The 25,751-nt window shown below is 68.0% G+C and carries 29 protein-coding genes; 12 read left to right on the top strand and 17 right to left on the bottom strand.

From position 1 onward, the window contains the following. Positions 1–26: 26 nt before the first annotated feature. Both rpmB and rpmG read left to right on the top strand, forming a co-directional pair. The gene (rpmB, locus tag RMO12_RS03145) at positions 27–260 is read left to right on the top strand and encodes a 50S ribosomal protein L28 (RefSeq protein ID WP_309624860.1); all 234 of its coding nucleotides are present in this window, start codon (positions 27–29) and stop codon (positions 258–260) included. A gap of 26 nt (positions 261–286) precedes the next feature. After that, complete coding sequence (rpmG, locus tag RMO12_RS03150; RefSeq protein ID WP_309624859.1) at positions 287–454, top strand: 50S ribosomal protein L33; 168 nt, start codon at positions 287–289, stop codon at positions 452–454. A gap of 203 nt (positions 455–657) precedes the next feature. Here rpmG and RMO12_RS03155 read toward each other — a convergent pair whose 3' ends face one another. The 4 genes from RMO12_RS03155 to RMO12_RS03170 all read right to left on the bottom strand — a co-directional run bounded on the left by RMO12_RS03155 (position 658) and on the right by RMO12_RS03170 (position 5,178). Then, entirely contained in the window at positions 658–1,881 is a 1,224-nt protein-coding gene (locus RMO12_RS03155; RefSeq protein WP_309624858.1) for a fatty acid desaturase, read from the bottom strand. A 106-nt stretch (positions 1,882–1,987) separates the two neighbouring features. After that, positions 1,988–3,247, bottom strand: a complete 1,260-nt coding sequence (locus RMO12_RS03160; RefSeq protein ID WP_309638163.1) for an RsmB/NOP family class I SAM-dependent RNA methyltransferase — start codon at positions 3,245–3,247, stop codon at positions 1,988–1,990. Positions 3,248–3,313: 66 nt separating this feature from the next. After that, complete coding sequence (locus RMO12_RS03165) at positions 3,314–4,078, bottom strand: LytTR family DNA-binding domain-containing protein (protein WP_309638179.1); 765 nt, start codon at positions 4,076–4,078, stop codon at positions 3,314–3,316. Between the two features lie 11 nt (positions 4,079–4,089). Continuing rightward, positions 4,090–5,178, bottom strand: coding sequence for a histidine kinase (locus tag RMO12_RS03170; RefSeq protein WP_309638164.1), 1,089 nt, complete (start codon positions 5,176–5,178; stop codon positions 4,090–4,092). Positions 5,179–5,315: 137 nt separating this feature from the next. On the opposite strand from RMO12_RS03170, the gene argH reads away from it, so the two are divergent. Continuing rightward, positions 5,316–6,716, top strand: a complete 1,401-nt coding sequence (argH, locus tag RMO12_RS03175) for an argininosuccinate lyase (RefSeq protein WP_309638165.1) — start codon at positions 5,316–5,318, stop codon at positions 6,714–6,716. 82 nt (positions 6,717–6,798) lie between these two features. Further along, positions 6,799–7,668 carry an alpha/beta hydrolase gene (locus RMO12_RS03180; protein WP_309624855.1) on the top strand — a complete coding sequence of 290 codons (870 nt, stop codon included), beginning with the start codon at positions 6,799–6,801 and terminating at the stop codon, positions 7,666–7,668. Between the two features lie 15 nt (positions 7,669–7,683). On the opposite strand, the gene RMO12_RS03185 is transcribed toward RMO12_RS03180, so the two are convergent. The 6 genes from RMO12_RS03185 to rpsP all read right to left on the bottom strand — a co-directional run bounded on the left by RMO12_RS03185 (position 7,684) and on the right by rpsP (position 11,645). Further along, on the bottom strand, positions 7,684–8,673 hold the full coding sequence (locus RMO12_RS03185) for a CobD/CbiB family protein (protein WP_309624854.1): 990 nt from the start codon (positions 8,671–8,673) through the stop codon (positions 7,684–7,686). A gap of 52 nt (positions 8,674–8,725) precedes the next feature. Further along, positions 8,726–9,418, bottom strand: coding sequence for a CoA pyrophosphatase (locus RMO12_RS03190; protein ID WP_309624853.1), 693 nt, complete (start codon positions 9,416–9,418; stop codon positions 8,726–8,728). 59 nt (positions 9,419–9,477) lie between these two features. Beyond that, entirely contained in the window at positions 9,478–9,831 is a 354-nt protein-coding gene (gene rplS, locus RMO12_RS03195) for a 50S ribosomal protein L19 (protein WP_309624852.1), read from the bottom strand. A gap of 87 nt (positions 9,832–9,918) precedes the next feature. Then, entirely contained in the window at positions 9,919–10,680 is a 762-nt protein-coding gene (gene trmD / locus RMO12_RS03200; RefSeq protein WP_309638166.1) for a tRNA (guanosine(37)-N1)-methyltransferase TrmD, read from the bottom strand. 96 nt (positions 10,681–10,776) lie between these two features. Continuing rightward, the gene (rimM, locus tag RMO12_RS03205) at positions 10,777–11,376 is read right to left on the bottom strand and encodes a ribosome maturation factor RimM (protein ID WP_309638180.1); all 600 of its coding nucleotides are present in this window, start codon (positions 11,374–11,376) and stop codon (positions 10,777–10,779) included. Positions 11,377–11,381: 5 nt separating this feature from the next. Continuing rightward, positions 11,382–11,645: a 30S ribosomal protein S16 gene (rpsP, locus tag RMO12_RS03210; protein ID WP_309624850.1), complete on the bottom strand. Its 264-nt coding sequence runs from the start codon at positions 11,643–11,645 to the stop codon at positions 11,382–11,384. A gap of 171 nt (positions 11,646–11,816) precedes the next feature. Between rpsP and RMO12_RS03215 the strand changes: the two genes are divergently transcribed. Together RMO12_RS03215 and RMO12_RS03220 are read left to right on the top strand one after the other, a co-directional pair. Next, positions 11,817–12,389 (top strand): N-acetyltransferase family protein, encoded by a 573-nt coding sequence (locus RMO12_RS03215; RefSeq protein WP_309638167.1) that lies wholly within the window; start codon positions 11,817–11,819, stop codon positions 12,387–12,389. Next, positions 12,386–12,826, top strand: a complete 441-nt coding sequence (locus RMO12_RS03220) for a hypothetical protein (RefSeq protein ID WP_309624848.1) — start codon at positions 12,386–12,388, stop codon at positions 12,824–12,826. Before RMO12_RS03215 ends, RMO12_RS03220 begins: the two co-directional genes overlap by 4 nt. Before the next feature lie 147 nt (positions 12,827–12,973). Here the strand turns inward: RMO12_RS03220 and RMO12_RS03225 are convergent, their stop codons facing one another. The 4 genes from RMO12_RS03225 to RMO12_RS03240 all read right to left on the bottom strand — a co-directional run bounded on the left by RMO12_RS03225 (position 12,974) and on the right by RMO12_RS03240 (position 17,200). Next, the gene (locus RMO12_RS03225; protein WP_309638168.1) at positions 12,974–14,512 is read right to left on the bottom strand and encodes a malonyl-CoA synthase; all 1,539 of its coding nucleotides are present in this window, start codon (positions 14,510–14,512) and stop codon (positions 12,974–12,976) included. Beyond that, entirely contained in the window at positions 14,509–15,306 is a 798-nt protein-coding gene (locus tag RMO12_RS03230) for an enoyl-CoA hydratase-related protein (protein ID WP_309638169.1), read from the bottom strand. Before RMO12_RS03230 ends, RMO12_RS03225 begins: the two co-directional genes overlap by 4 nt. A 13-nt stretch (positions 15,307–15,319) precedes the next feature. Next, positions 15,320–16,303 carry a tripartite tricarboxylate transporter substrate binding protein gene (locus RMO12_RS03235; RefSeq protein ID WP_309638170.1) on the bottom strand — a complete coding sequence of 328 codons (984 nt, stop codon included), beginning with the start codon at positions 16,301–16,303 and terminating at the stop codon, positions 15,320–15,322. A 123-nt stretch (positions 16,304–16,426) separates the two neighbouring features. After that, on the bottom strand, positions 16,427–17,200 hold the full coding sequence (locus RMO12_RS03240) for a sulfite exporter TauE/SafE family protein (protein ID WP_309638171.1): 774 nt from the start codon (positions 17,198–17,200) through the stop codon (positions 16,427–16,429). A 158-nt stretch (positions 17,201–17,358) separates the two neighbouring features. Between RMO12_RS03240 and RMO12_RS03245 the strand changes: the two genes are divergently transcribed. Beyond that, positions 17,359–17,793, top strand: a complete 435-nt coding sequence (locus RMO12_RS03245; protein ID WP_309638172.1) for a DUF1841 family protein — start codon at positions 17,359–17,361, stop codon at positions 17,791–17,793. On the opposite strand, the gene RMO12_RS03250 is transcribed toward RMO12_RS03245, so the two are convergent. Together RMO12_RS03250 and RMO12_RS03255 are read right to left on the bottom strand one after the other, a co-directional pair. Beyond that, complete coding sequence (locus RMO12_RS03250; RefSeq protein ID WP_405029610.1) at positions 17,780–19,357, bottom strand: ABC transporter substrate-binding protein; 1,578 nt, start codon at positions 19,355–19,357, stop codon at positions 17,780–17,782. The genes RMO12_RS03245 and RMO12_RS03250 overlap by 14 nt on opposite strands. A 131-nt stretch (positions 19,358–19,488) precedes the next feature. Continuing rightward, entirely contained in the window at positions 19,489–20,154 is a 666-nt protein-coding gene (locus tag RMO12_RS03255; protein ID WP_309624841.1) for a c-type cytochrome, read from the bottom strand. Positions 20,155–20,248: 94 nt separating this feature from the next. Here RMO12_RS03255 and RMO12_RS03260 point away from each other — a divergent pair, with 94 nt between their 5' ends. The 3 genes from RMO12_RS03260 to RMO12_RS03270 all read left to right on the top strand — a co-directional run bounded on the left by RMO12_RS03260 (position 20,249) and on the right by RMO12_RS03270 (position 22,608). Then, positions 20,249–21,103 (top strand): MoxR family ATPase, encoded by an 855-nt coding sequence (locus RMO12_RS03260; protein WP_309638173.1) that lies wholly within the window; start codon positions 20,249–20,251, stop codon positions 21,101–21,103. Positions 21,104–21,107: 4 nt separating this feature from the next. Then, on the top strand, positions 21,108–21,335 hold the full coding sequence (locus tag RMO12_RS03265; protein WP_309638174.1) for a hypothetical protein: 228 nt from the start codon (positions 21,108–21,110) through the stop codon (positions 21,333–21,335). 103 nt (positions 21,336–21,438) lie between these two features. Beyond that, complete coding sequence (locus tag RMO12_RS03270; RefSeq protein ID WP_309625846.1) at positions 21,439–22,608, top strand: VWA domain-containing protein; 1,170 nt, start codon at positions 21,439–21,441, stop codon at positions 22,606–22,608. A 40-nt stretch (positions 22,609–22,648) separates the two neighbouring features. On the opposite strand, the gene RMO12_RS03275 is transcribed toward RMO12_RS03270, so the two are convergent. Further along, positions 22,649–23,302, bottom strand: coding sequence for a hypothetical protein (locus tag RMO12_RS03275; protein ID WP_309638175.1), 654 nt, complete (start codon positions 23,300–23,302; stop codon positions 22,649–22,651). Positions 23,303–23,501: 199 nt separating this feature from the next. On the opposite strand from RMO12_RS03275, the gene RMO12_RS03280 reads away from it, so the two are divergent. Next, positions 23,502–25,463 carry a BamA/TamA family outer membrane protein gene (locus RMO12_RS03280; RefSeq protein WP_309638176.1) on the top strand — a complete coding sequence of 654 codons (1,962 nt, stop codon included), beginning with the start codon at positions 23,502–23,504 and terminating at the stop codon, positions 25,461–25,463. Between the two features lie 35 nt (positions 25,464–25,498). After that, positions 25,499–25,751, top strand: a 253-nt coding sequence (locus tag RMO12_RS03285; protein ID WP_309638177.1) for a hypothetical protein, incomplete at its 3' end; no start/stop codon positions are given.

The raw sequence follows: 25,751 nt of genomic DNA on the forward strand, positions 1-25,751 counted from the left end.
TTGAACATATCAATCGGAGAAGCGTCATGGCGCGCGTCTGTCAAGTCACGGGCAAAGGCCCGATGGTGGGAAACAACGTCTCCCACGCCAATAACAAAACGAAGCGCCGCTTCCTGCCCAACCTGCAGTACCGCCGCTTCTGGCTCGAAACCGAGAACCGTTGGGTGCGCCTGCGCATCACCAATGCGGCGCTGCGGTTGATCGACAAGGTCGGTATCGAACAGGTCGTCGCCGACCTGCGCGCTCGCGGCGCCCTGTGACGCGACACTGAATTCAGGAGCACATCATGGCCAAAGGTGGACGCGAAAAGATCAAGCTGGAGTCGACAGCCGGCACCGGTCACTTCTACACGACCGACAAGAACAAAAAGACCAAACCCGAGAAGATGGAGCTGATGAAGTTCGATCCGAAGGCACGCAAGCACGTGGCGTACAAGGAAGTGAAGTTGAAGTAATCCGTCGCATCGTCTCCGCGACAACCCGCCCGGCTTCGGCTCGGCGGGTTTTCTTATGGTCGGTTAAGACCCGCCGTGCGCGCACGGCGGGTCTTCATTCCCCGGCCGTGAAGCGCCCGCAGCATCGACCCGGTGCAGGCAACACTTGTCGCGCCAAAAAAAAGGCGCCCCGCAGGACGCCTCGTGCGTGATCGCGACGCGCTTCAGGCGTGCGCTGACCGCAGGCGCATGGCGAACTCCTGCAGCGCAGCGATACCGCTTTCCTCGGCCTTCTTGCACCACGACTGAAGGTCGGCGACCAATTGTTCCGCCGAGACGTTGGTACGGGTCCAGAGCTGTCGCAGTTCTTCGCGCATGGTCACCAGCTTGTCGAGCACCGGATGCTCGGCGCGAGCCGACGCCACTTGCAAGCGGATTTCGTGAGGGATGCGTTCGTCATCGCGGTGCAGCCAGCGCTTGGCCAGGCGCATCTGGTTCCACTTGGGCGTGTCCTGTTGGCCTTCGGCCTTCAGACGCGCAAGCTCGGCGCGGCAGGCCGCCTTGAGCTCGCGCCCGTAACCGGCCATCAGTTCGTAGCGGTGAGCAATGATCGCCTCGAGCGTCTTGCTGTCAGCCACCGGCCTCACCTGCCCGAGCGCGAGCCTCGGGGGAGTTTTGCGCACCGTGGCCAGTCCGAGCATTTGGAGTCCGCGGATGTAGGCCCAGCCAATGTCGAACTCATAGGGCTTGACCGACAGCTTGGCCGAGGTTGGGTAGGTGTGGTGGTTGTTGTGCAACTCCTCGCCACCGATGATGATTCCCCAAGGCGAGATGTTGGTCGACGCGTCCGGCGCCTCGAAACTGCGGTAGCCCCACCAGTGCGCCAGGCCGTTGATGATGCCGGCCGCGGTGATGGGAATCCAGAGCATCTGCACGGCCCACACCGCAGCGCCGATGGAGCCGAACAGAAACAGGTTGACGAGCAACATGACGCCCACGCCCTGCCAGCTAAAGCGCGTGTAGAGATTGCGCTCGATCCAGTCGTCAGGTGTGCCACGGCCGAACTTCGCCAGCGTCTCCTGGTTCTTCGCCTCGGTGCGGTACATCTCGCTGCCGGTCAGGAGCACCGCCTTGATGCCGCGCGTCTGCGGGCTGTGGGGGTCTTCTTCGGTTTCGCACTTGGCGTGGTGCTTGCGATGGATCGCCACCCACTCCTTGGTGACCATGCCGGTGGTGAGCCACAACCAGCCGCGAAAGAAATGCATCACCAGCGGATGCAGGTCAAGCGACCGGTGCGCCTGCGAACGGTGCAGGAAGATGGTCACGGCGGCAATCGTGACGTGGGTTACGACCACCGTGAACAGCAGCACCTGCCACCAGCTTGCTTGCAGCCAGCCGTAGGCGAGCCCATCGATCGCGCCGTCAAACACCGTGGAGAGCAGGTCCATTCGCGTCCTTTTTCCTAGCAACGGCGGATTGTAGGTGGCAGCTCGACCAAAAGCCCTGAGAAATCAAGGACTACTCCGCCCTTGTTCATGCAGATAGCGCGGCGCATCAACGCCGCTGCCAAATGGCAGCGAAGAAGCCGTCGGTCGCGTGTCGATGCGGCCACAAGCGCAGGAAGTCGCCCTGGGTAAGCGTGCCGGCCTGATCGATCCTGGCGCGCGCCAACACCTCGGCAGCGGGAAACGGCGTGAAATCCCGTTGTCCAGCATTGAATGCCTCGACGATCGTCTCGTTCTCGCTGGCCAGCAGGCTGCAAGTCGCGTAGACGAGCCGACCACCGGGTTTGAGCAGCCGCGCAGCGCTGGCCAGGATCGCGGTCTGTTGCACGCGCAGCGCTTCGATGGACTGCGGCGATTGGCGCCACTTGAGGTCGGGGTTGCGGCGCAGCGTGCCCAGGCCAGAGCAAGGTGCATCGACCAGCACGCGATCGATCTTGCCGGCCAGACGCTCGATACGCTCGTCACGTTCGTGGACGATCTGCGTCGGGTAGACATTGGACAGACCGCTGCGCTCGAGGCGCTGCTTGAGCGCGTCGAGTCGATGACCCGACACGTCGAAGGCGTAGAGCCTGCCGGTGTTGCGCATCATCGCGCCCAGCGCAAGCGTCTTGCCGCCCGCGCCGGCACAGAAGTCCGCCACCATCTCGCCGCGCCGCGCCCCGGTGAGCAGAGCGAGCAACTGGCTGCCTTCGTCCTGCACCTCGATGTCGCCGCGGGCGAAGACCTCCAGCTTGGCGAGCGCGGGCTTGCCCTGCACGCGCAGGCCCCACGGCGAAAAGGGCGTTGGCGTGGCATCAATGCCCGCGCTCGCCAGCGCCGCCGTGGCTTCGGCCCGCTTGCAGCGCAGCGTGTTCACGCGCAGATCCAGCGGCGCCGACGCAGCGACGCTAGCAGCCAGCGTCCAAAAATCCGTCTCGCCAAGCGCCGCCTTCAACGCCCGAGCGAGCCAGTCAGGCAGGTTGTGTCGCAGCGGCTGCGGCAAGTCAGCGAGATCGACGCCGCGCGATGTGTCGAGCCAGTCGACCTCCTGCGGCGTGAGCACGCCCCGCAACAGGCCGTCGCCGCCTTGCCAGCCGAGCAGCGCGAGGCGCCGCTCGGGCGCGCCGGAGCCCGCTTTTGCCAAGTGCTCGAACAGCAGGCGCCTGCGGAGCACGGCATAGACGGTTTCAGCCAGCGCGTGTCGTTCACGATGGCCGAGGTCGCGATGCTGGCGAAAGAATGCCGACACGACGCCGTCCGCGGGCGCGTCGAACTTCAGCACGGCGCGCAGCAGCTCGGCGCAAAGGTCGAGCAAAGCGGAAGGATGCATGCCGCAATTATCGATGGCGCCTTGCGCCATCCATCGCGTCGAGCAGGCGCGCCGTAAAGCCTTCCGTCAGAGGCCGGTGGCGGCCAGCGCGTCGCGCACGGCGCCGACCTGTCGGCGTGACACCGTCAGCCATTCGTCGGTCGGGCTGACGCGCACTGCCCAGCCTTCGCCGCCCTCCTCGGCATCGTCGTCGGCCGAGCGCTTTTCAAGCGCGCCGACCGCAGAGCGCGCCACGATGGCGTTGCGGTGCACGCGCAGGAAGCGCTCGCCGAGCCGCTGTTCGAGTTCGGTCAGGGCGTCATCGAGTACGTAGCTGTGGCGCGCGGTGCGCAGGGTCACGTACTTCAGTTCGGCCTTCAGGTAGAGCACGTCGGTCAGCGGCACGCGCACGAGCCGGCCGCGTTCGGTAACGACGATGACGGGCTCCGCGGCGCCGTTGCCCGCGGCGCCTTCCAGGCGACGTGCAACGCGCGCCAGCGCCGCCTGGAGTCGGTCACGGCGCACCGGTTTGGTCAGGTAGTCGACCGCCTCCAACTCGAACGCGCGCAGCGCATGTTGCGCGTGCGCGGTGACAAACACGACGGCGGGCGGCCTGGGCAGCGCCTGAAGGCGCGCCGCCAGTTCGGTGCCGTCGAGGCCGGGCATCTGCACGTCGAGCAGCAGCACGTCGGCGTCGCGCTCGCGCAGCCAGTCGAGTGCCGTGCCGCCATCGGCCAACTCGCCCACCAGCTCGACCCGGGGATCGCCCGAGGCCGCCAGCTCGCACACGAGTTGCGCCAGCCGCATGCGTGCCAGCGCTTCGTCGTCGACGATGAGCACGCGCAAGGCCATCGGGGCCGCGCTCACAGCGGCACCACAATGCGCACGCGGTAGACGTCACCGTCGCGGCCGGCACGAAAGTCCGACGCCACGTCGTGCATGAGGCGCAGGCGCTCCTGCACGTTGCGCAGCGCGATGCCGTGGCCGGGCACCGAAGCTTCGCGGGGTACGGTGTTGGCCACGAGGATTTCCACCTGCCCGAGCCTCACGCGCGTGCGCACACGCACCATGCCACCACTCGCCGCCGGTTCGATGCCGTGCTTGACGGCGTTCTCTACCAGCGGCTGCAGTAACAGCGGCGGCAGCCGCGCGCCGTCGGCGGCGGCATCGATCTCCCAGCGAACCTGCAGGCGCGCGCCGAACCGAATCTGCTCGATCGCGAGGTAGCGCTGCGCCAGCCCGACCTCGTCGCGCAAGGTCGCCGAGCTCTGCGCGGCGTTGTCGGTCAGCGCCACGCGAAACAGCTCGGCCAGGTCCTCTAGCACCGCCTCGGCGCGCGAGGGATCGACGCGCACCAAGGCGATGGCCGTGTTGAGCGTGTTGAACAGGAAATGAGGACGGATGCGCGACTGCAGCTCGGCCAGCCGCGCGCTCGTCGCTGCCGGCTGTTCGAGTCGCGCGCGCTGGCGCAGCCAGTGCAGGAAGGCGGCTGCCATCGCCGCCCCGGTGGCTGCGACCGCGAAGCCCTGCAGCACGAAGCCGGGCCGAGGCTCGGTGCGCTGCAGCAGGTCCCACAGCCACCACGGCGCCATCGCGCTGGCGGCACCCCACAGCGTCGCGAGCGACCATTGCGCGCCGAGGGCACACCGCTCGAGCCAGCGCTGCCCGAGGCAGGTGGTGAGCAGCCACCACAACAGCGCCGGCACGGCCACGCCCGATGCAGCGGCGAACTGCAGTGCCCATGCGCCCGCGTCGGCCGCGACGAACGCGACGCCCAGGGCCAGCACGCCATGCACGAACAACAGCGCTCGCAGCACGACGCCGATGTGGCAGACGTCGAAGGCAGATCGCTCCCGCCCGGAGCGGACGCGGCCGCGGCCAGCCACGCCGCTGCCGATGCTGCCGAAACCCGTGTTCAGCCCCGATGGTTCGGTGGCGAGGCCGGCGGGCATCGCCGCTTCGATCGGGGACGTCGTCGATGGCATGGGGGAGTTGACGGCGGTCATGGGCAAAACGGCAAGGGGCGCGCTCCTACAATCGATTGTCCCCACGCATTGCAGCCCGCGGCAAGCCCGCGAAGCGCTCGGCCATGAGCAACACGAACCAATTCGACAAGAAATCGCAGGCCTGGTCGGCACTGTTTTCCGAGCCGATGAGCGATCTGGTGCAGCGCTACACGGCCAGCGTCGATTTTGACCGCCGCCTGTGGCGCGCCGACATCGACGGCTCCCTCGCCCATGCCGAGATGCTGGCAGCGCAAGGCATCCTCGGCGCCGCCGACCATGCCGCCATCGAGCGCGGCATGGCCCTCATCGCCGGGGAGATCGAGTCCGGTGCGTTCGAGTGGAAACTCGAACTCGAGGACGTGCATCTCAACATCGAGGCACGCCTGACCCAGCTGGTCGGCGACGCCGGCAAGCGGCTGCACACCGGGCGCTCGCGCAACGACCAGGTTGCCACCGACGTGCGCCTATGGCTGCGCGCCGAGATCGATGCCATCGGCGGCCTGCTGGCGGGCCTGCAGCGCGCGCTCGTCGACGTGGCCGAGACGCATGCCGAGGTCATTCTTCCGGGCTTCACGCACCTGCAGGTCGCGCAGCCGGTCAGCTTCGGCCATCACCTGTTGGCCTATGTGGAGATGTTCGCGCGCGACGCCGAACGACTGGTCGACCTGCGCAAGCGCGTCAACCGCCTGCCGCTCGGTGCCGCTGCGCTGGCCGGCACCAGCTACCCGCTCGATCGCGAGCGCGTCGCCCGCGCGCTGGGCTTCGAGGCGGTTTGCCAAAACTCGCTCGACGCTGTGAGCGACCGCGACTTCGCGATCGAATTCAGTGCCGCCGCCACGCTGTGCATGGTCCACGTATCGCGACTGAGCGAAGAGCTGATCCTGTGGATGAGCCAGTCATTCGGCTTCATCGATCTGGCCGACCGCTTTTGCACCGGCTCGTCGATCATGCCGCAGAAGAAAAATCCCGACGTACCCGAGCTGGCGCGGGGCAAGACCGGTCGCGTGGTCGGTCATCTGGTGGCGCTGGTGACCTTGATGAAAGCTCAGCCGCTGGCCTACAACAAGGACAACCAGGAGGACAAGGAGCCGCTGTTCGACACGGTCGACACCGTCAAGGACACGCTGCGCATCTTTGCCGAGCTGGTGGCAGGCATCACCGTCAAGCCCGACGCAATGGAACGCGCCGCGCTCAAGGGGCATGCCACCGCAACCGATCTGGCCGACTACCTGGTCAAGAAAGGCCTGCCGTTTCGCGACGCGCACGAGGCCGTCGCGCACGCGGTCAAGCACGCGATCGCGCAAGGCGTCGAGCTGAGCGCGTTGCCGCTTGCGGCGCTGCAGGCCTTTCACCCGGCCATTGGCGACGATGTCTATGCGGTGCTCACGCTGCGCGGCTCGCTCGACGCGCGTCAGGTGCTGGGTGGCACGGCGCCGACGCAGGTGCGCGCGCAGATCGCCCGTCATCGCACGCGCCTCGCGTGAGCGGCGTGAGCCGCGCCGCATCGCCTGTGCGCGCAGCCGAACCGCTTGCATCCGAAACGGTCGCACGGCCGTAGCTCCGCAGATGAAGACTCGACGCACCCTGGTGCTCGGCGGTGGTCTGGCCGCGACGACGCTGGCGCTCGCAGCCTGCTCACCCACGCGGGCACTCAATGCCTTGTTGCCTTCGAGTACCCATGTCCTGACGCCTGACCTGCCCTACGGCCCCGACCCGCGACAACGGTTTGATCTTTACCAGCCCACCACGCCGCAACCCGGCGCGGGGTACCCCGTCGTCTTGTTCCTCTACGGCGGCTCCTGGAACCGTGGCGCGCGCGCCGACTACCGCTTCGTCGGCGAGGCGCTCGCCTCGCGCGGCGTGCTGGCCCTGGTGGCCGACTACCGCTTGTATCCGCAGGTTCGCTATCCCGAGTTCCTGCACGACTGCGCGCGTGCGCTCGCCTACGCACTGCGCGAATCGAGCCGGCTCGATGGCGATCCGCAGCGCGTGTTCGTCATCGGCCACAGCGCCGGCGGCTACAACGCGGCGATGCTCGCCCTCGATGCGCGTTGGCTTGCCGCCGAAGGCGCGAGCCCACGGCAACTGGCCGGTTGGGTCGGGCTGGCCGGACCCTACGATTTCGTGCCGATCGTCAACCCGGACGTGCGGCCGGTGTTCCACCATCCGGACGTGCCGCCGGACTCGCAGCCGATCCACCATGCCGAGCAGCCCGCGATCCGCACGTTCCTCGGTGCCGCCACCAACGACTCGCTGGTCGATCCGCAGCGCAACACCGGGCAACTCGCGCAGCGCCTGCGGCGCGGCGGAACGAGCGTGACGCTGCGGTGGTACGACCGCGTCAATCACGGCACGCTGGCAGGCGCATTCGCGCGGCCACTGCGCTGGCTCGCGCCCGTGCTAGACGATGTCGACGCGTTCGTGAAGGCCGCTTGAGCGCCTGGCGCCGGCTCACCCGACCAGATTGGCCAGGCTGAGCAGCGCGAGCAGCAACATCCACAGCACCACCGAGCGCCACACCAGCCCGACGATGCTGCGCAGGTGGCCGACCTCCGGCGTCAGCCCCGGCGTCGAGGCGAGTGCAGCGGTGTCCTCGACATCGCCACCGGCGGCCAGGCCCTTGGGCTCGTCGGGCGTCACCGCCGGCAACGCACTGCCCCCCAGGCGCACGCCAACCGCACCGGCGGCCGACGCGAGGATCACGCCGTCGTTGCCGATGCGCCAAAGACCGGCATCGCGCCGCCAGCATTCGATGGCCGCCTCGAAGTCGCCGACGACCGCAAAGCCGAACGCGGTCATGCGGGCCGGCACGTGATCGATCAGCGAAAACATCATTTGCGAACGCTGCATCAGGCGCGCGTTGATCGGTACGCCCACGGTGCGGCTGCGAAACGCCCAGTAGCGACTGGAAAACTCGGCCAGGCGATACAGCACGGCACCGGCCGGCCCCAGGCCAAAGGTCGACAGCAGCACGAACCAGAAGAACACGCCGAACACGTGACGGTGCGCCGCCAGCAGCGAATGCTCGATGACGTGGCGCAGCAGCTCGTTGCGCGGAAGATCGCTCGCGTCGAGGTGGCGCCATTCGGTGAGCAGCTGGCGCGCCTGCAACTCGTCGCGGCGCTCGAGCGCGTCGCGAATGTCGGTGAAGTAGTGGCTGAACTGGCGAAAGCCGAGCGTGAGGTAGAGCACCACCACGTCGAAGGCGAGCGCCGGCACGAAGTGCAGCTGCGCCAGGGCGAAGTGCGCGCCGTACACGGCCAGCGCCGGCATCACCACCGTAATGACCCACACGACCCATGCATGGTGGTCGCGGCCGGCGTCGAAATTGCGACCGATCCAGCGCGTCCAGCTCACGAGGGCGTCGTGGATGCCATTGCTGCGCGGCAAGGGGCGCAGTTGCTCGATCACCAGCGCCAGCAGCACCGCGAAGAAACTCATGCATTGATGATACCGACGGCATGGCGTCGGCCGTCAGCGCTGCCGGCTTCGGTCAAGCGGCAAGGAAGCGATAGAAATTGCGCAGCATCGCTGCAGTAGCGCCCCAAATGAAGAAGGTCTGCGCCCGGCCCTGCGCGTCACGGCCGGCGTAGGGCATGCTGAAAAATTCGCGTTGCACACCCTGCAAGAGCAGGCCGCGGCGCTCATGGTGCGCGGGGTTCATGAGGAAAGCCAGCGGCACCTCGAACACCTCGTCCACTTCAAATGGATCGGGCTTTAACGTGAAGCCTGGGCGCACCAGCGCCACCACCGGCGTGACGATGAACTGCGTGATGGTCGTGTACTCGGGCAGGTGGCCGATCACCTCGACATGTTCCGAGGCAAGGCCGACTTCCTCCTCGGCCTCGCGCAGCGCTGTCGCCGCCGCATCCTCGTCGCTGTCTTCGGCGCGCCCGCCGGGAAAGCTGATCTGTCCGGCATGGTCGCGCAGATGGTCGGTGCGGCGCGTGAGCAAGACAGTCGTTCCCGCTTCATGCAAGACCAGCGGGATCAGCACCGAAGCGCGCGCCGGGGCGCGGTCGAAGCCCTGCCGCTCCGCCCGAAGCTCCGGCTCCCAGGCCAGCGGCTCGAGAAAACGCGCGCGCAACGCCCCGGCCGTGAGGCGCTCGGGCGCCACGGCCGGCAACGCGCCGTCGCGGCCGATCACCGGCAGCGTTTGGGGGTCAAAGCTGGGCAGCTTGGTCACAAAAAAACCGCCTGCGCACGAGCGACAGGCGGTTCCTTGCGAAGGGTGCGACTCGCCCGTCAGGCGAGCTTTTCCTTGATACGCGCCGACTTGCCACTGCGCTGGCGCAGGTAATACAGCTTGGCGCGGCGCACGTCGCCACGGCGCTTGACTTCGATCGAAGCGATCAGCGGGCTGTAGAGCTGGAAGGTCCGCTCGACGCCTTCGCCGCTGGAGATCTTGCGCACGATGAAGGAGCTGTTGAGGCTCCGGTTGCGCTTGGCGATCACCACGCCCTCATAGGCCTGCAACCTCTTGCGCGTGCCTTCGACGACGTTCACGCTGACGATCACCGTGTCGCCGGGAGCAAACACAGGTATCTTTTTGTTCAGCCGAGCAATTTCTTCTTGCTCGAGGGTCTGGATCAGATCCATCGGGTTTCTCCAAATGATCTTGCCCGCGCTAGCGTCCTCGAAGAGGAGCATTGAAATGAGCCGGGTAGAGGATCGAAAAGCTCGCGATTATAAGTTAAGCGCCTGCAGGTAGCGTTCGTCCGCCGAGTCGAGTCGGCCGGTACGGCGGGCCACGGCGATGAGATCGGGCCGGCGTTGCGCCGTCAGGGCAAGTTGCTGCTCGCGCCGCCACCGCGCGATGTCGGCGTGATGACCCGACAGCAACACCGCCGGCACCGCACTCGCCGCGTCGTCACCAGAACGCTCGGGCCGGCTGTAATGCGGGCAATCGAGCAAACCTTCGGAAAAGCTGTCTTGCTGGTGCGAGCCCGGGTCGTTGAGCACGCCCGGCCTCAGCCGCGCCACCGCGTCGAGCAGCGCGAGCGCCGGCAACTCCCCGCCAGACAGCACGAAGTCGCCCAGGCTCAGTTCCTCGTCGACATGGCGGTCGATGAAACGCTGGTCAACGCCTTCGTAGCGGCCGCACACCAGCACCGCACCCGCGCTGGCGGCCAGACGCTCCACGCGCGCCTGGGTCAGCGAAGCGCCCGCCGGGCTGAACAGAAAAACCGGCGTGGGCGCGGCGCCCGCCGCAGCCTGCGCAGCGCGCACAGCAGCCAGCGCGCGCGCCAGGGGTTCGGCGAGCATCACCATGCCCGGGCCGCCGCCGTAAGGGCGGTCGTCCACCCGGCGATACGCGTCTTCAGCAAAGTCGCGCAGCGGCCATGTCCTGACCTCGACATCCCCGCTCTCGAAGGCGCGGCGCGTCACGCCGCTCGACTGGAACGGTGCGAACAATTCGGCAAACAGCGTGAGCACGTCGAAGCGCATGGGCGCAGAACCTCGAACCTCTCAAGGAAACGAAGCGCCGCCCCGAGTTCCTTGACCCCCTCGGGGGGCGGCCGCCAAGCGGCGGACTTGGGGCGCTTAGTAGTCCAGACCCCAGTCGACGGCGATACGCCGGTCCTCCAGGCTGACTTCGTCGATGTAGGCGGCCACGAACGGGATCAGGCGTTCGCGCTCGATCGGCGCTCCGCCATTCTCGGCAACGGCAACCTGGGTGACGCGCAGCACGCTGTGCGCGCCGGTGTCGATCAAGTCTGCGACGAGCCCGAGCGCTTCGCCCTCGCGGTTGACCACCGCCAAGCCGATCAGGTCGACCCAGTAGTACTCGTCGGAGCCTGTCGTCGGAAAGCTAGAACGCGCCACGAACAGCCGGCAACCGCGCATCGCCTCGGCCGCATTGCGGTCGGCGACTTCCTGCGCGGTCGCGACGATCGCGTCGCCCTGCTCACGCGCGCTGGTGATGCGCAGCACCGCCGGCGGCTTGGCAACGGTCCCCTTCACGCCGGGCTTGGCCTCGGGCGGCTGGACGAACCAGCGGCGCGATGAGAACAGCGCCTGCGGGTCGCCCGAAAACGGCAGTACCTTGAGGCCTCCCTTGATGCCCCAGGCACCCGCGATGCGCCCGACCTCGACCGCGTCGCACGGCCAGGCGATGGCGTCGTCCTGCGCCGGGGCGACCACCGCGTTCACGCCGCGGCGGGCACGACCTTGGCCTTGGCGTCCTGCACCAGGCGGGCGACCGTTGGAGACATTCGCGCGCCGTGGCTGACCCAGTAATCGACGCGGTCGAACACCACGCGCAACGGCTCTTCGCCACCGGCGGCGACCGGGTTGTAGAAGCCCACGCGCTCAAGGAAACGCCCGTCACGGCGGTTGCGCGCCGGCGCGGCGACGATGTTGTAGAAGGGGCGCTTCTTGGAGCCGCCGCGTGCAAGTCGAATCACGACCATGATGTTTCCTCGTGTCTGGATCTAAAAATCCGCCGTGCCCGCGTCACGCACGGGCCTGCGAATCGACTGCAGCTCGCGCTGTCGTATCCGGTGCCTTGAGATCAGCTGCCGCTTCTGCGAAGACTGGCAAACGACCGTCACCGAAAACCGAGCATTATAAACTCGGTCGCGATGACTCCCCCCCGCCCCCCCGCCGGCCTGCTGATCCGGCCCAGCACGGCCTCCGATGTGGGCGCGATCGCGGCCGTCTACGGATGGAACGCCGAACACGGCACCGGAACCTTCGAGCTCGAGGCGCCGAGCGTCGCCGAGATGGCACGCCGCCGAGACGACGTGCTCGGCAAGGGCCTTCCCTGGCTCGTAGCCGAGCAGCGCTCGGGTGTTGGTCGCGAGGTGATCGGCTTCGCCTATGCCAATCACTTCCGCCCTCGCGCGGCCTACCGCTTTGCGCTCGAAGACTCGGTCTACCTCGCACGATCCGCGCAAGCCCAGGGCATCGGCCGCCTGTTGCTGGCCGAGTTGCTGGCCCACTGCGAGGCGCTCGGCGCCCGGCAGATGTTTGCAGTGATCGGCGACAGCGAGAACACCGCCTCGATCGGCGTCCACCGCGCGCTCGGCTTCACCGAGGTTGGCGTCATGCGTTCGGCGGGCTGGAAGTTCGGTCGTTGGCTCGACGTCGCGATCCTGCAGCGCGCGCTCGGCCTGGGCGATACCGCCGAGCCGCGCGAGTGCCTTCCCGCGTGAGCGCTTTCAAATCCAGGACGCTGGCGACCTGGCTGGCGTTCGTGGGCGGCAGTCTCGGCCTGCACCGCTTCTACCTGCACGGCCTGCGCGACGGCTGGGGCTGGCTGCACTGGCCACCGGCCGCTCTGGGCCTGTATGGGGTGCTGCGCATGCATGAGCTGGGCCAGGATGATCGGTGGGGCTCCCTGCTGGTTCCGTTGCTCGGGCTCGTGCTCGCGGCCAGCATGTTGGCCGCGGTGGTCTATGGCCTGACCTCGGACGAGCAGTGGAACGCGCGCTTCAACCCGCAAGGTCCGGCCTCACACGGCGGCTGGCTCGTGATCTTCGGCGTCATCGGTGCGGTGATGGTGGGCGCGACGGTGCTGATCGCGACCATCGCTTTCAGCGGCCAGCGCTACTTCGAGGCGCAGGTACAGGCGAGCGAGCAGGCACGTTGATGCCGTCCCGAAGCGCGGGCGCCCTGCGCCAGTGCGCGAACGCCACCCCTGCGCGCTTCGAATCGGCGCTGAAGCGACTCGCCAGCACGGTTCAGGAGGTGGCGGTCTACTGGCTGAACTCGCGAACTCGCGAACTCGCGTTGAATATCAGGCCGCAAACGACGCCTTGTGCTGCTCGCGCAGCAGGCTCTTCTGCACCTTGCCCATCGCGTTGCGCGGCAACTCGTTCACCACGAACAGCCGCTTGGGCAGCTTGAACCCGGCGATGCGTCCCCTGAGCGCGGCCACCAGAGCGGCCGCGTCGAGCGTGGCACCTTCCTTGGGCACCACCACCGCCACCACCGCCTCGCCGAAGTCGGGGTGCGGCACGCCGACCACCGCGGATTCGGCAACACCGACCAACTCGTTAAGGTAGCCCTCGACCTCGGCCGGATAGACGTTGTAGCCGCCGCTGATGATGAGGTCCTTGCTGCGCCCGACGATGGTCAGCACACCGTTCGCGTCGAAGCGCCCCACGTCGCCGGTCTTGAACCAACCGTCGGCGGTGAACTCCTCGGCGGTCTTCTCGGGCATGCGCCAGTAGCCGGCAAAGACGTTGGGCCCGCGCACCTCGACGCCGCCGATCTCGCCGGCCGCCAGCGTCGCTGCGCCGCCTTGCACCGCCAGGCGCACCTGCACGCCGGGCAAGGGTCGCCCGACGGTGCCGCCGAGGCGCTCGCCATCCTCGGGCCGGCACGGGTTGGAGGTGAGCATGACGGTCTCGCTCATGCCGTAGCGCTCGAGGATGGCGTGGCCGCATCGCTGCTGCCAGTCGCGAAAGGTCTCGATCATGAGCGGCGCCGAACCCGACACGAACAGCCGCATATGGGCGCACGCCTCGCGCGTGAGCGCGGGCTCCTGCAGCAGCCGAACGTAGAGCGTGGGCACGCCCATGAACACCGTGGCGCGCGGCAGGCGCTCGAGCACCGCCCTGGGTTCGAACTTGTCGAGCCACAGCATCGTGCTGCCGTTGACGAGCGCGCCGTGCGAAGCCACGAACAGGCCATGCACGTGAAAGATCGGCAGCGCATGGATCAGCACGTCGTCCGGCCGCCAGTCCCAATAGCGCTGCAAGGCCAGCGCATTGCTCGACAGATTGCCATGGCTGAGCATGGCGCCCTTGCTGCGCCCGGTGGTGCCCGATGTGTAGAGGATCGCCGCCAGGTCCGCATCGCGCCGCTCCACCGCCTCATGCCGGTCGCTGTGCTGGGCGGCACGCTGCAGCAGCGAGCCGCTGCGGTCGTCGTCGAGCGTGAAGACGTGGCCGACGCCGCGCTGGAAGGCAAGCTTGGAGAGCCACGAAAAACTGCGCGACGCACACACCACGACGCTCGGCTCGGCGTCGGCGATGAAGTACTCCAGTTCGGCCTTCTGGTAGGCGTTGTTCAGCGGCAGGTAGACGCAGCCGGCGCGCAAGCTCGCCAGGTACAGCAACAACGCCTCGACCGATTTGTCGGTGTGCACGGCGATGCGCGCACCGGGGGGCAGCTCGAGCGACGCCAGCAGGTTGGCGATCATCGCGCTGGCGCGTTCGAGATCGCGCCAGCGGTAGGCCAGGCCTTGTTCGGTCTCGATCGCAACGCGCTCCAGGTCGTCTGGAAAACCGGCGCGCAGCACCGCGAACAGGTTCTGGTTGCGTTCGTTCATGCGGCCTCGCCCTTGAATCTCGGCGCACGTTGCGCCAGGAAAGCCGCGACGCCTTCGCGGTGCGCGGCACTGTCCGCGTAGCTGAAATGCGCCACGCGCTCGGCTTCGTCGACGTGCCAATGCGCGCTGCGCCGCAACTGGCGCAAGCTGCGCTTGTTGGCGCGCGCCACCGAGATCGGCAAGTCGGCGATGCGCAGCGCGGTGGCGCGCGCCTCGGCATGCGCATCGTCCACCACGCGCTGCACCAGGCCGCGCTGCAGCGCGGTGGCGGCGTCGAGAAGGCGAGCTTCGAGCAGCATTTCGGCAACCGTATCGCGGCCCACCGCTGCCAGCACGATGGCCAGCTCGTCGGGCGCCATCGGGAACCCCAAGCGGGCCACCGGCACGCCAAAGCGCGCGCCGCGCTCGGCGATGCGCAGGTCGCAGCAGGCGGCAACCTCCAGCCCGCCACCGATGCAGGCGCCCTCGATCAGCGCCACCAGCGGCACGTCCGAGCCACGCAACGCAGTGAGCGCCGTCGCCACCATGCCTTCGTGATAGTCGCGCAGGGTCGCCGCATCGAAGCGGAACGCCGGGAACTCGGCGATGTCGGCGCCGGCCGCGAAGTCGCCGCCCTCGCCGCGCACGATCACCGCATGCAGCGCCGGCAGCAGCGCGTCGAGCCCGGCGGCCCGTTCGCCCAGCTCGCGCCACATCGCGCGACTGATGGCGTTGCGCTTGCCGCCACGGGCCAGCGTCAACCAGCCGATGCGCGTGTCCTGCGCGTCGCGCTCGAAGCGAACCTCGCCCGTCATGCTGGCCGCGTCATCAGTCGAGTTTGGCGCCCGAGACCTTGACGACCTCGCTCCAGCGCTTGATCTCGGCGCCAACGAAGTCGCCGAAGGCGCTCCCGGTCAAGGTCGGTGTCTCGGATCCCAGATTCGTCCACTGCTCCTTCAATTCGGGCGAGTTCAGCGCCTTGGTGACCTCGGCCGTCATGCGATCAACCAAGTCTTTGGGCGTGCCCTTGGGCGCCCAGAGGCCGTACCAGGTGGCGACCTGGTAGGTGGGCACGCCACCTTCGACGCTGGTGGGCACGTTGGGGAAGCCCGGCGCGGGCTTGTCGGCCGCGACCGCCAGCGCCTTGATGCGTCCGCCCTTGATGTGCGTGGCCGAGGAACCGAGGCCATCGAACATCACGTCGACCTGCCCGGCGATCAGGTCCTGCAGTGCGGGGCCCGCGCCACGGTAGGGAATGTGCGTGATGAAGGTCTTGGTCTGCAGCTTGAACAGCTCGCCGGCCAGGTGGTGCGAGGTGCCGTTGCCGGCCGAGCCGTAGTTCAGCTTACCGGGGTTGGCCTTCGCGTAGGCGACAAACTCCCTGAGGTTGGTCACCGGCACCTTGCCCGGGTTGATGACGATCACCTGCGGCACACGCGAAACGAGTGCCACCGGGATGAAGTCGGTCTGCAGGTTGTAGTCGAGCTTCGGATACACGGCCGGGGCGATCGCGTGATGCACCGCGCCCATGAAGAAGGTGTAGCCGTCCGGCGCCGCACGGGCCGCGAGGCCGGCGCCGAGCGTGCCACCCGCGCCGCCTTTGTTGTCGATGATGACCTGACGGCCGAGCTGCTTGGTGAGCATCGCCGACAGCGGCCGCGCGAAGGCGTCGGTGCCGCCACCGGCCGGGAACGGCACGATCACCGTGACCGGCTTGCTGGGCCACGACTGCGCCGACGCCCACGGCGTGGCGCCCAGCGCCAGCAGTCCACACAGCAGCGCGCGGCGGCGCGAAGGGAAACGAGAGTTCATGCAGGGTCTCCAGGGGCTGGGTGCAGTGCCCGAGCGCGCCGATGCTAAGCCGCGGGCACGGTGAGCGTCACGCGGATTGCCCGCAGTGACCAGCGCGCCGCACCGTCGCAGCTGCGACCGCTTTCACCCGCGAAAACCGTCCGACAGCAGCTTGACACCGGTCAGGAACATGCCGATCGACACCAGGCGATAGAAGAGCGTCGGGCGCATGCGCCGCGCCAGCCGCAGACCCGCCCACACGCCGATCGGCGCCAGCGGCATGAGCGCGAGCGAGGTCGCGACATTGCGAAAATCGATCAAACCGAGCCAGGCGTAGGGCAGCCACTTCGACGCGTTCACCGCCGCGAAAAACACTGCCATCGTGGCCGTGAACACGATCGGCTGCAGCCGCAGCGGCAGCACGTAAGCCATCACCGGTGGGCCACCCGCGTGGGCGACGAAGCTGGTGTAGCCGGCGGCGATGCCCAGGCCGAACCCGAGCCAGCGCGGCGGCGCGGGCGCGTCGGGGCGCGGCGCGAAGAACAGGCGCTGCGCCAGAAAAACCAAGGTCAGCGCGCCAACGATGCCGGCCACGGTGGCGGTAGGCAGCAGGCCGAAACTCAGAGTGCCGAGCACGGTCCCCAGCAGGCCCGCCGGCAGCAGCAGCTTGAGCAAGCTGCGGTCGGCCTCGCGCCACAGCGCCGCCAGCCCGAAGGCGTCCATCACGGCCAGCAAGGGCAGCATGATGGCCGCCGCCTGCGGCACGGGGATGGCCAACGCCATCAGCGGCGTGGCCAGCGCGCCGAAGCCAGCACCGAAGCCACTCTTGGCCAAGCCCATCAGCAGCACGGCCGGCACGGCGAACGCATAGAACGACGGGTCGGTGATGAACGGCCAGTCGGCCAGGGGCGAAGCCATCAGGCGAGGCGCCGGGCCAGCGCGAAGTCGGGGCGGGGCTCGGGAGTGATCTGCATGGCGGGGTCGTAAAGCAAGGTGGGCGACGAAGGGCCGGCGCGAGGCCGGCGAAAGGCCGCAAGGGCCGCAAGGGGCATGGGCGGCGACGCGACAATTGTCGAATGTTCAGCCCCTCGCAAGACGACGTCCGGCGTTTCTTCTGCACCGCCTATCGCAAGCAGCGCGGCGGCGAGTTGCTGTCGCCGATGGAGGCGATCGCCGCCGACTGGATTGCCGAACACCCCGAGTACCACGCCGAACTCTCCGACGCTGACACCGCCCTGGCGGCGCACTACACCGTCGAGGAAGGACGTACCAACCCCTTCCTGCACTTGTCAATGCACCTGTCGATCGCCGAGCAGCTCAGCGTCGACCAACCGCGGGGCATCAAGCAGGCCTTCGAGCTGCTTGCGGCCCGGCATGGCTCGGCGCACGAGGCGCAGCATGCGTTGATGGAATGCCTGGGCGGGATGCTCTGGGCCTCGCAGCGCAGCGGCTTGCCGCCCGATGGCGAGGCCTATATCGACTGCGTGCGTCGCCGGGCTACTTCACGCTGACCCACTGCCATTCGAGCCAGTTGTCGGCCCGATGCAGCACGCTCACGTTGGAGCGGGCGGCCCAGGGGATGACCTGGCGGTGCAGCGGAATGTTCAGCACCAGCTCGTTGTGCCGGGCCAGCGCGGACTTGATGAGCGACTCGCGCTTCTTGGCATCGGGCTCGCGGCTCGACGCACCCGCAAGCTCGTCGAGCCGGGCGTCGCTCGCGCCGCCGAAGTTCCAGCTGCCCACGCCACTCGGGTCGCCCGGCACGCGGCTGCGCAGCACCGGCGTGAGCGTGGTCTCGGCGTCGGTGATCGAGCCGCCCCATCCGAGCAGGTACATCGAGGTGTCGTACTTCTGCAGCTTGGGGAAGTAGGTGCTGCGCGGCATGGCGTTGACCTTGAGCTTGACCCCGAGCTGTGCCCACATGGCCGCGAGCGCGAGGCAGATTTCCTCGTCGTTGATGTAGCGGTTGTTGGGGCAATCCATCGTCACCTCGAAACCGTCGGCGTAGCCGGCCTCGAGCATCAGTTTCCTGGCCGCGGCCAGGTCGTACGGCAGCCGCTTCTCGAGGGCGGCGTCGTTGAAGGCGCCCAGGGGCGACGGCGTAATGCCGCCGGTGGGCAGCGCCTGGCCGCGCATCAGTTTGGTCTTGAGGGTTTCGATGTCCACCGCCTGGTAGAGCGCCTTGCGCACGCGCAGGTCCTTGAACGGATTCTTGTCACCGGGCACGCGGGCGTAGAGCAGTTTGTCGCGCGCTTGGTCCATGCCGACGAAGAGCACCCGGTTCTCGGCGCCCTCGATCACCTTCACGCCGAGTGTGTTGCGCAGCCGCGGCAGATCTTGCGGCGCGGGGTCGAGCACGAAGTCGATCTCACCGGAGATCAGCGCCGCCGAGCGCGTGGCGTCGCTCTTGATCGGCGTGTAGACGACCTGCTGCACATTGCCCTCGAACTTGCCCCACCAGGCGGGGTTGCGCTTGTAGACCGTCTTCACGTCGGGTTCGCGCGCAACGAGCATGAACGGCCCGGTGCCGTTCGCGTTGCGCGCGGCATGGCCCTCTTCCTTGTTCTTGAAGTCGAGTGCCTTGGTCGCGTTGTGCTTCTCGCTCCAGGCCCGGCTCATGATCTGCACCGTGGTCAAGTGCTGCAGAAACACCGGGTTGACCTGCGCCAGCCTGAACTCGACCGTCAGCACATCGACGGCCCGGGGCTCGCCCAGCGCCGTGGCGTACACGCGGATGTCGGAGCTGCCGGCGCGCGCACGCAGCACCGAGAACACCACGTCGTCGGCCGTGAAGACGCTGCCGTCGTGGAACTTGACCGCGGGACGCAGCCTGAGCCGCCACAGGGTGGGTTCAATCTGCTGCCACTCGGTGGCCAGCACCGCAACGATTTCGAGCTGCTTGCCGCGGTTGACCAGCGACTCATGGACTTGTCCGTTGATGGCGTTGGTGAGCGACTCGTTTTGCGAGTGCGGGTCCATGCTCTGCACGTCGCCCTGGCTGGCCCAGCGCAAGGTCTGGGCCGGGCTGGCCATGGCGGCAAGCGCGAGGACGAGCCCCGGCAGAAATCGACGCACGCAATGCATTGGAGGTCTTCGCTCGAGCGGTTGGACGCGCAGTGTAGGCAGCGCACGCACATCCCTCGGGACGCAAAGGCAAGAGCCGCCGGACCTCGCGGTCGGGCGGCTCGGTGCAAAGGTGCAGCGCGTCAGCGAAACTTGGCTTGCGGCACCGTCTTCAGGTCACTGGGCAAGGAGGCGATGTATTTCGACAGCAGCTTGAGTTCGGCGTTGGTGTAGGGCTTGGCCTGCGCCGCCATGATGGCGTTGCTGCGGCCGACGAGCGCGTTCTTCTCGGTCTTGTAGGCCTTGAGCGCCACGCCCAGGTAGTCGGCGTGCTGGCCGGCGAGCTTGGGGTAGCTCGCGTCGATCGGCTTGCTGAAGTTGTCGCCGTGGCAGGTGGCGCAGGCACCCTTTTGCAGCAATGCGGCAACCTGCGCATTGGCCGGCGCGGCCGGTGTGGCGGGCAGCTCGGCGCGCGCGCCGCCTTCGGCCTGGTAGTAAGCGGCAAGGTCGGCCATGTCCTGGTCGCTCAACGAGGCAGCGATGGCGCGCATCGACGGGTGCTTGCGCTCGCCCTTCTTGTAGGCGCCGAGCGCGGCGGCGATGTACTTGGCGTTCTGCCCCGCGATCATCGGCACCTTGTAGACCTCCGGGAAGCTCGCCTGGTAGCCGGTGATGGCGTGGCAGCCGATGCACATGGCGTTTTTCTTGGCGCCGGCCGCGGCGTCGCCGGTCTGGCTGTCCTGGGCTCGGGCGCCCGGTGCGATGCACAAAGCCAGCAGCGCGATCATCGCGGGGAGCAGTGTCTTCATGGTCCGGCGGTACGTAGAGTTCAACGGGCGAGTATACGAGGCGCTCTATACTGAATCGGTCGCTGACTACATACCGCCCTGGTGTGCGCGCCCCATGAAATTCGAAGGCTCTGACCAATACGTCGCCACCCCCGACCTGATGCTTGCGGTCAACGCCGCCATCACGCTGCAACGCCCGCTGCTGATCAAGGGCGAACCCGGCACCGGCAAGACAATGCTGGCCGAGGAGGTGGCCAAGGCAGTGAGCCTGCCACTGCTTCAGTGGCACATCAAGAGCACCACCAAAGCGCAGCAGGGCTTGTACGAATACGACGCGGTGAGCCGGCTGCGCGACAGCCAACTGGCCGGCACCGAAGGCTCCGAGCGCGTGCGCGACATCCGCAACTACATCGTCAAGGGCGTGCTGTGGCAGGCCTTCACGGCCGAGCAGCCGGTGGCGCTGCTGATCGATGAAATCGACAAGGCGGACATCGAGTTCCCCAACGATCTGCTGCGCGAACTCGACCGCATGGAGTTCTACGTCTACGAGACGCGCGAATTGGTGAAGGCCAGGCACCGGCCGGTGGTGTTCATCACCTCGAACAACGAAAAGGAACTGCCCGACGCTTTCTTGCGCAGCTGCTTTTTCCACTACATCAAGTTCCCCGAGGCCGAGACGATGAGAAAAATCGTCGCGGTGCATTTCCCGGGGCTCAAGAAGGAATTGCTGGCCGCGGCGCTCAAGAGCTTCTACGACGTGCGCGGCCTGCCGGGTCTGAAGAAAAAACCCTCCACCAGCGAACTGCTCGACTGGCTCAAGCTTCTGTTGGCCGAGGACATTCCGCTGGCCGCGCTGCAGAGTCAGGACGACAAGGTGGCGGTGCCACCGCTGCTCGGCGCGCTGCTCAAGAACGAGCAGGACGTGACGCTGTTCGAGAAGCTCGTGTTCATGCAGAGCCGCAACCGCTGAGCCGATGGAGCCCGCCCTTCGCAACGCACTGAAGGAAGGCCTGGCCGACGCCTGCGGCTTCGTGCTCGGCGCCCTGGCCGGGTGGTCACTCGGGCGGCTGCTCGGTTTCGACTTCGTCGCCTCACCGGGCTACAACGCGCGCTCGATGGCAGGCCTGGTGTTCATCCTGTTCGGCTGCGGCTTAGGCAAGTGGCTCGCGCGGCGTTGGCTCGGCCAGCAACGCAAGCCCTGACGCCATGGCGTGCTCCTGGCCGCCCTCGATCAAGCTGAGCGGCACTCGGGCGCGGCGGCTCGAGCGAGCGCGGGCACACTGAAGCGCAGCGCGCGCCACCACCATGCTGATCGACTTCTTCTACGCCTTGCGCAGTGCCAAGCTGCCGGTCTCCATCAAGGAATACCTGCTGCTGCTCGAAGGCCTGAAGGCCGGCGTTATCGAGCCGTCGGTCGAGCAGTTCTACTACTTGGCACGCACCACGCTGGTCAAGGACGAGGCGCTGTTCGACAAGTTTGACCGGGCCTTCGCGGCCTACTTCAAGGGCGTGGAGACGGTGGCCGACTTCACTCAGGTAGTGCCGCTCGAATGGCTGCGCCGCACGCTCGAGATCGAGCTCACGCCCGAGCAGAAGGCCGCGGTCCAGACGATGGGCTGGGACGAGTTGATGGACACGCTCAGGAAACGCTTCGAAGAACAAAAAGAGCGGCACGAGGGCGGCAGCAAATGGATCGGCACCGGCGGCACGTCACCGTTCGGCAACGCCGGCTACAACCCGCAGGGCGTGCGCATCGGGGGCGCCGGGCGCAACAAGAGCGCGGTGAAGGTATGGGAGCAGCGCGCCTACCGCGACTACGACGACACCAAGGAACTGGGCACGCGCAACATCAAGGTCGCGCTGCGGCGCCTGCGCCGCTTCGCCCGCGAAGGCAACGAGCTCGAACTCGATCTCGACAGCACCATCCACCGCACCGCCGCCAACGCGGGCATGCTCGACATCCGCATGATTCCCGAGCGCCACAACAAGGTGAAGCTGTTGTTGCTGATGGACGTGGGCGGCACGATGGACGAGCACATCCACCGCGTGGAGGAATTATTCAGCGCCACCAAGAGCGAGTTCAAGCACCTGGAGTTCTATTACTTCCACAACTGCGTCTATGACTTTATGTGGAAGCACAACCGGCGGCGCTTCAGCGAGAAGCACGCCACCTGGGACGTGATCCGCAAGTACAACCGCGACTACAAGCTGGTGTTCGTCGGCGACGCGACGATGAGCCCCTACGAAATCCTGCAGCCCGGCGGCAGCGTGGAATACAACAACGAAGAGCCCGGCGCCGAATGGCTGCAGCGGCTCACGCACGCCTTTCCAAAGTACGCCTGGATCAACCCCGAGCCGCAGGGCGTGTGGGGCTACCGGCAGAGCATCTCGATCATCCAGCAGCTGATGCAGCAGCGAATGTTCCCGATGACCTTGCAGGGCCTCGAAGGCGCGATGCGCCTGTTGAGCAAATAGGCGCTCGCCGCGCGACCACGAGACGGGCCGCCGAGCCGCCTCAGGGCTTGAGGCTCAAGGTCAGGTTGAAGCGGTAGGCGTCCCAGCCGCGCTCGTCGTGACGGGAGTCGACATCGATCGCCAGGCGGCGCGGCATCACCCACCAGCGCGCGCCGACGCGCTGCACGTCGGCCTCACGACGCGAGTCGCTCCATTCGGCAAACAGCACGCCGCCCTCGACCGGGCGCCACAGGCCGACGGCCGTGGCACGGCTGCGCTGCGACACCAGATCCCGCCCCAGGTTCATCTGCACCGACCAGTCGTCGCTCACGCGCAACTGGCTGCCCGCGGCCAGCAGGGCTCGCTCGGTGCGCAAGCCGGTGGTCGGCTCGCCGCCGAGGCCGGCCCAGCTTAGCTTCACGCTGCCCAGCAGGCCCGGCATCAACCCCTCGGAGACGACGTTGTCGATGCGCGCGCGCAACACGCCCGAACGCGGCGCGGCCGGGTTCAGCGGTTCGACGTGCAGCTTCATCAACTGGTCGCTGCCGCAAGGACGGCGCAGCGACGCCTCGCGCTCCACGGGCGGCGCTGCCAGCGCGAACGGGTCGACGCGGCAGGTCGGAAGGGTCTCGCCGCGCACACAGAAACTTGCAGCACACAGCAGCAGCGCTGCGGCAAGGCATCGTTGCAAGGCATGGAAACTGGGCAGGCTCATGTCGTCGGGCACCGGGCGCGAATGGTGGTCCGAAACGGCCGCGCGCGACGCTGACCGGTCGCCGCATCGGTGAACTAATCCGCGCCTTCCGCCCACAATGCATGGGCCCCATGCGCACGCCTGCCGTCGCGGTCCTTTTCCCCCTGCCACAGCGGCCTGCCGCTGTGGCACTCGTGCGCGCGCTGCGCCCTCGGCGACGGTGAGCTGGCCCATAGCCTCGCGGCGTGCGCTGGCGTGCGTCGCGCTCGCCCTTGTGTTGGCCTCGACTTCCGCGCCAGCCCAGGATGACGGCGAGCGCGACGAGCCGCTGCGCAGCGACGCACCGGCCGAAGCAGCAACCCAAGCGGCGAGCAGCGAGTCGGTCCCCGCGGCCGACGACGAGGCGGCGCCGCGCCGTTCGCTGTTCGACAGCGGCGTCACCACGCTCGAGGCCGGCGCCAACGGCGCCTACCGGATCGAAGTGCGCGCGCCCAAGCGACTGCGCGACCTGCTCGTGCGGCACCTGGACCTGGCGCGGTTTCGCGAGCAGCCGGACATATCGCCGATCGAAATCGGCCGGCTGGTGGCCGCTGCGCCGGCACAGGCGCGCGCCCTGCTCGAGCCGCAGGGTTACTTCAATGCCAAGGTGTCGGTGCAACGCGACGAGGCGGCCGGCGGCACGCCGCCCACCGTGCGGGTGCAGGTCGACCCCGGCCCGTCGGCGCGCGTCGGGCGCGTGCAGTTGGAGATGCAGGGCGCGTTCGCGCAGGGCATGGAAGCCGGCGACGACGGCCTGCGTCGGCGCTGGCAGCTGCTGCAGTCGCGCTGGTCGCTGGGCAGCGGCACGCCGTTCAGCCAGTCGGCCTGGAACGCGGCCAAGAACGCCCTCGTCACGAGCCTGCGCGCGCGCGGCTATGCGAGCGCCGGCATCACCGGCAGCGGCGCGCAGGTCGACGCCGAGCGCAACCAGGTTCGGCTGTCGGTCATCGTCGACAGCGGCCCGCTCTACCGCCTGGGCGCGGTGCGCATCGAAGGCCTGGAACGCACGCCCGAGCAGACGGCGCGCAACCTGCTGCCGTTCGCGCCGGGGGCCGCCTATTCCGAGCGGCTGCTGCTCGACTACCAGGAGGCGCTGCAGAAATCGGGCCTCTACGAAGGCGTAGCGGTCGAGCTCGACCTCGACGTGCAGCAGGCCGAGCGCGCCACCGTCATGGTCCGGCTGCGCGAACACACCACGCAGAGCGCGCAGGTGAGCATTGGCTATTCCAGCAACACCGGCGCGCGCATCGGGCTCGAGCACACGCACCGGCGGGTGTTCGGACGCGACCTGGTGGCGACCTCGCGGCTCGAGCTCGGCCGGCTCGAACGCGAGGTCTCGCTCGACCTGCTGACCTATCCGCTCGAGCACGGCTACCGCAACCTGCTGGCGCTCAAGGCCGATTACCTCGACGCCGGCGGCGCCATCACGCAGACCCAGCGGCTGCGCGTGGGCCGCACGCGCGACACCGAAAACATCGACCGGCTCTACTACCTAGAGTTCAACCGGACCACGGTGAAAACCGCCAACGCGCGGCTCGCCGACCGCGCGCTGCTGGGCAACTACCAGTGGGTGCGGCGCGACGTCAACAACCTGGTGTTCCCGACTCGTGGCCTCATCCTTGGCATCCAGGCCGGTGGCGGTGCCGCCTACGACGCCGACAACGAACGCGGGCCGTTCGCGCGGCTCGTCCTGCAGGCCACCGCCTACCAGCCGCTCGGCGCCGGCTGGTTGGGCCAGGCACGCGCCGAAGTCGCGCAGGTGATCAAGCGGCCCAGCCTCGGCGTGCCCGACTCGCTGCTGTTTCGGGCCGGGGGCGACGACTCGGTGCGCGGCTACGGTTACCGCACGCTCGGGCCGGTGCGCGACGGCGCGGTGGTCGGCGGCCCGGTGCTTGCCACCGGCAGCGTCGAGGTGATGCGGCGCTTTTCCGACGACTCGCCGCGCTGGCGCAACTGGTACGGCGCGCTGTTCGTCGACGCCGGCAACGCGGCGGTGAGCTGGAACGAGTTCGACCCCGCCATCGGCTACGGCGTGGGCGTGCGCTGGCGCAGCCCGATCGGGCCGCTGCGCGTCGACCTGGCCTATGGCGAGAAGGTCGGCGCGCTGCGACTGCACGTGAGCGTCGGGGTCACGTTCCGATGAGCGAGCGCAGCCCTGCGCCGGGCCCGCCCCGCGCCATGCCGCCGCCGCGTCGGTTGTGGCCGCGTCGCCTGGCGGCGCTGCTGGCGCTCGCGCTGCTGGCAAGCGCAGCGCTGCTAACGGTGGCCTGGCAGGCGCTGCACACCGAGCGCGCAACCCAGTGGTGGCTGGAGCAGGCATCGGCCCATGTGCCCGGCCTCACGATCGAAGCGCCGCGCGGCGCGCTGCTGGGCGCAGGCGCGCAGTTCTCGCTGGCGCGACTGTCGGTACAGCTGCCGCGCTATCGCGTCG

The organism is Methylibium sp., from assembly GCF_031393925.1.
In the GTDB taxonomy this organism is placed as follows: Bacteria; Pseudomonadota; Gammaproteobacteria; order Burkholderiales; family Burkholderiaceae_C; genus Methylibium.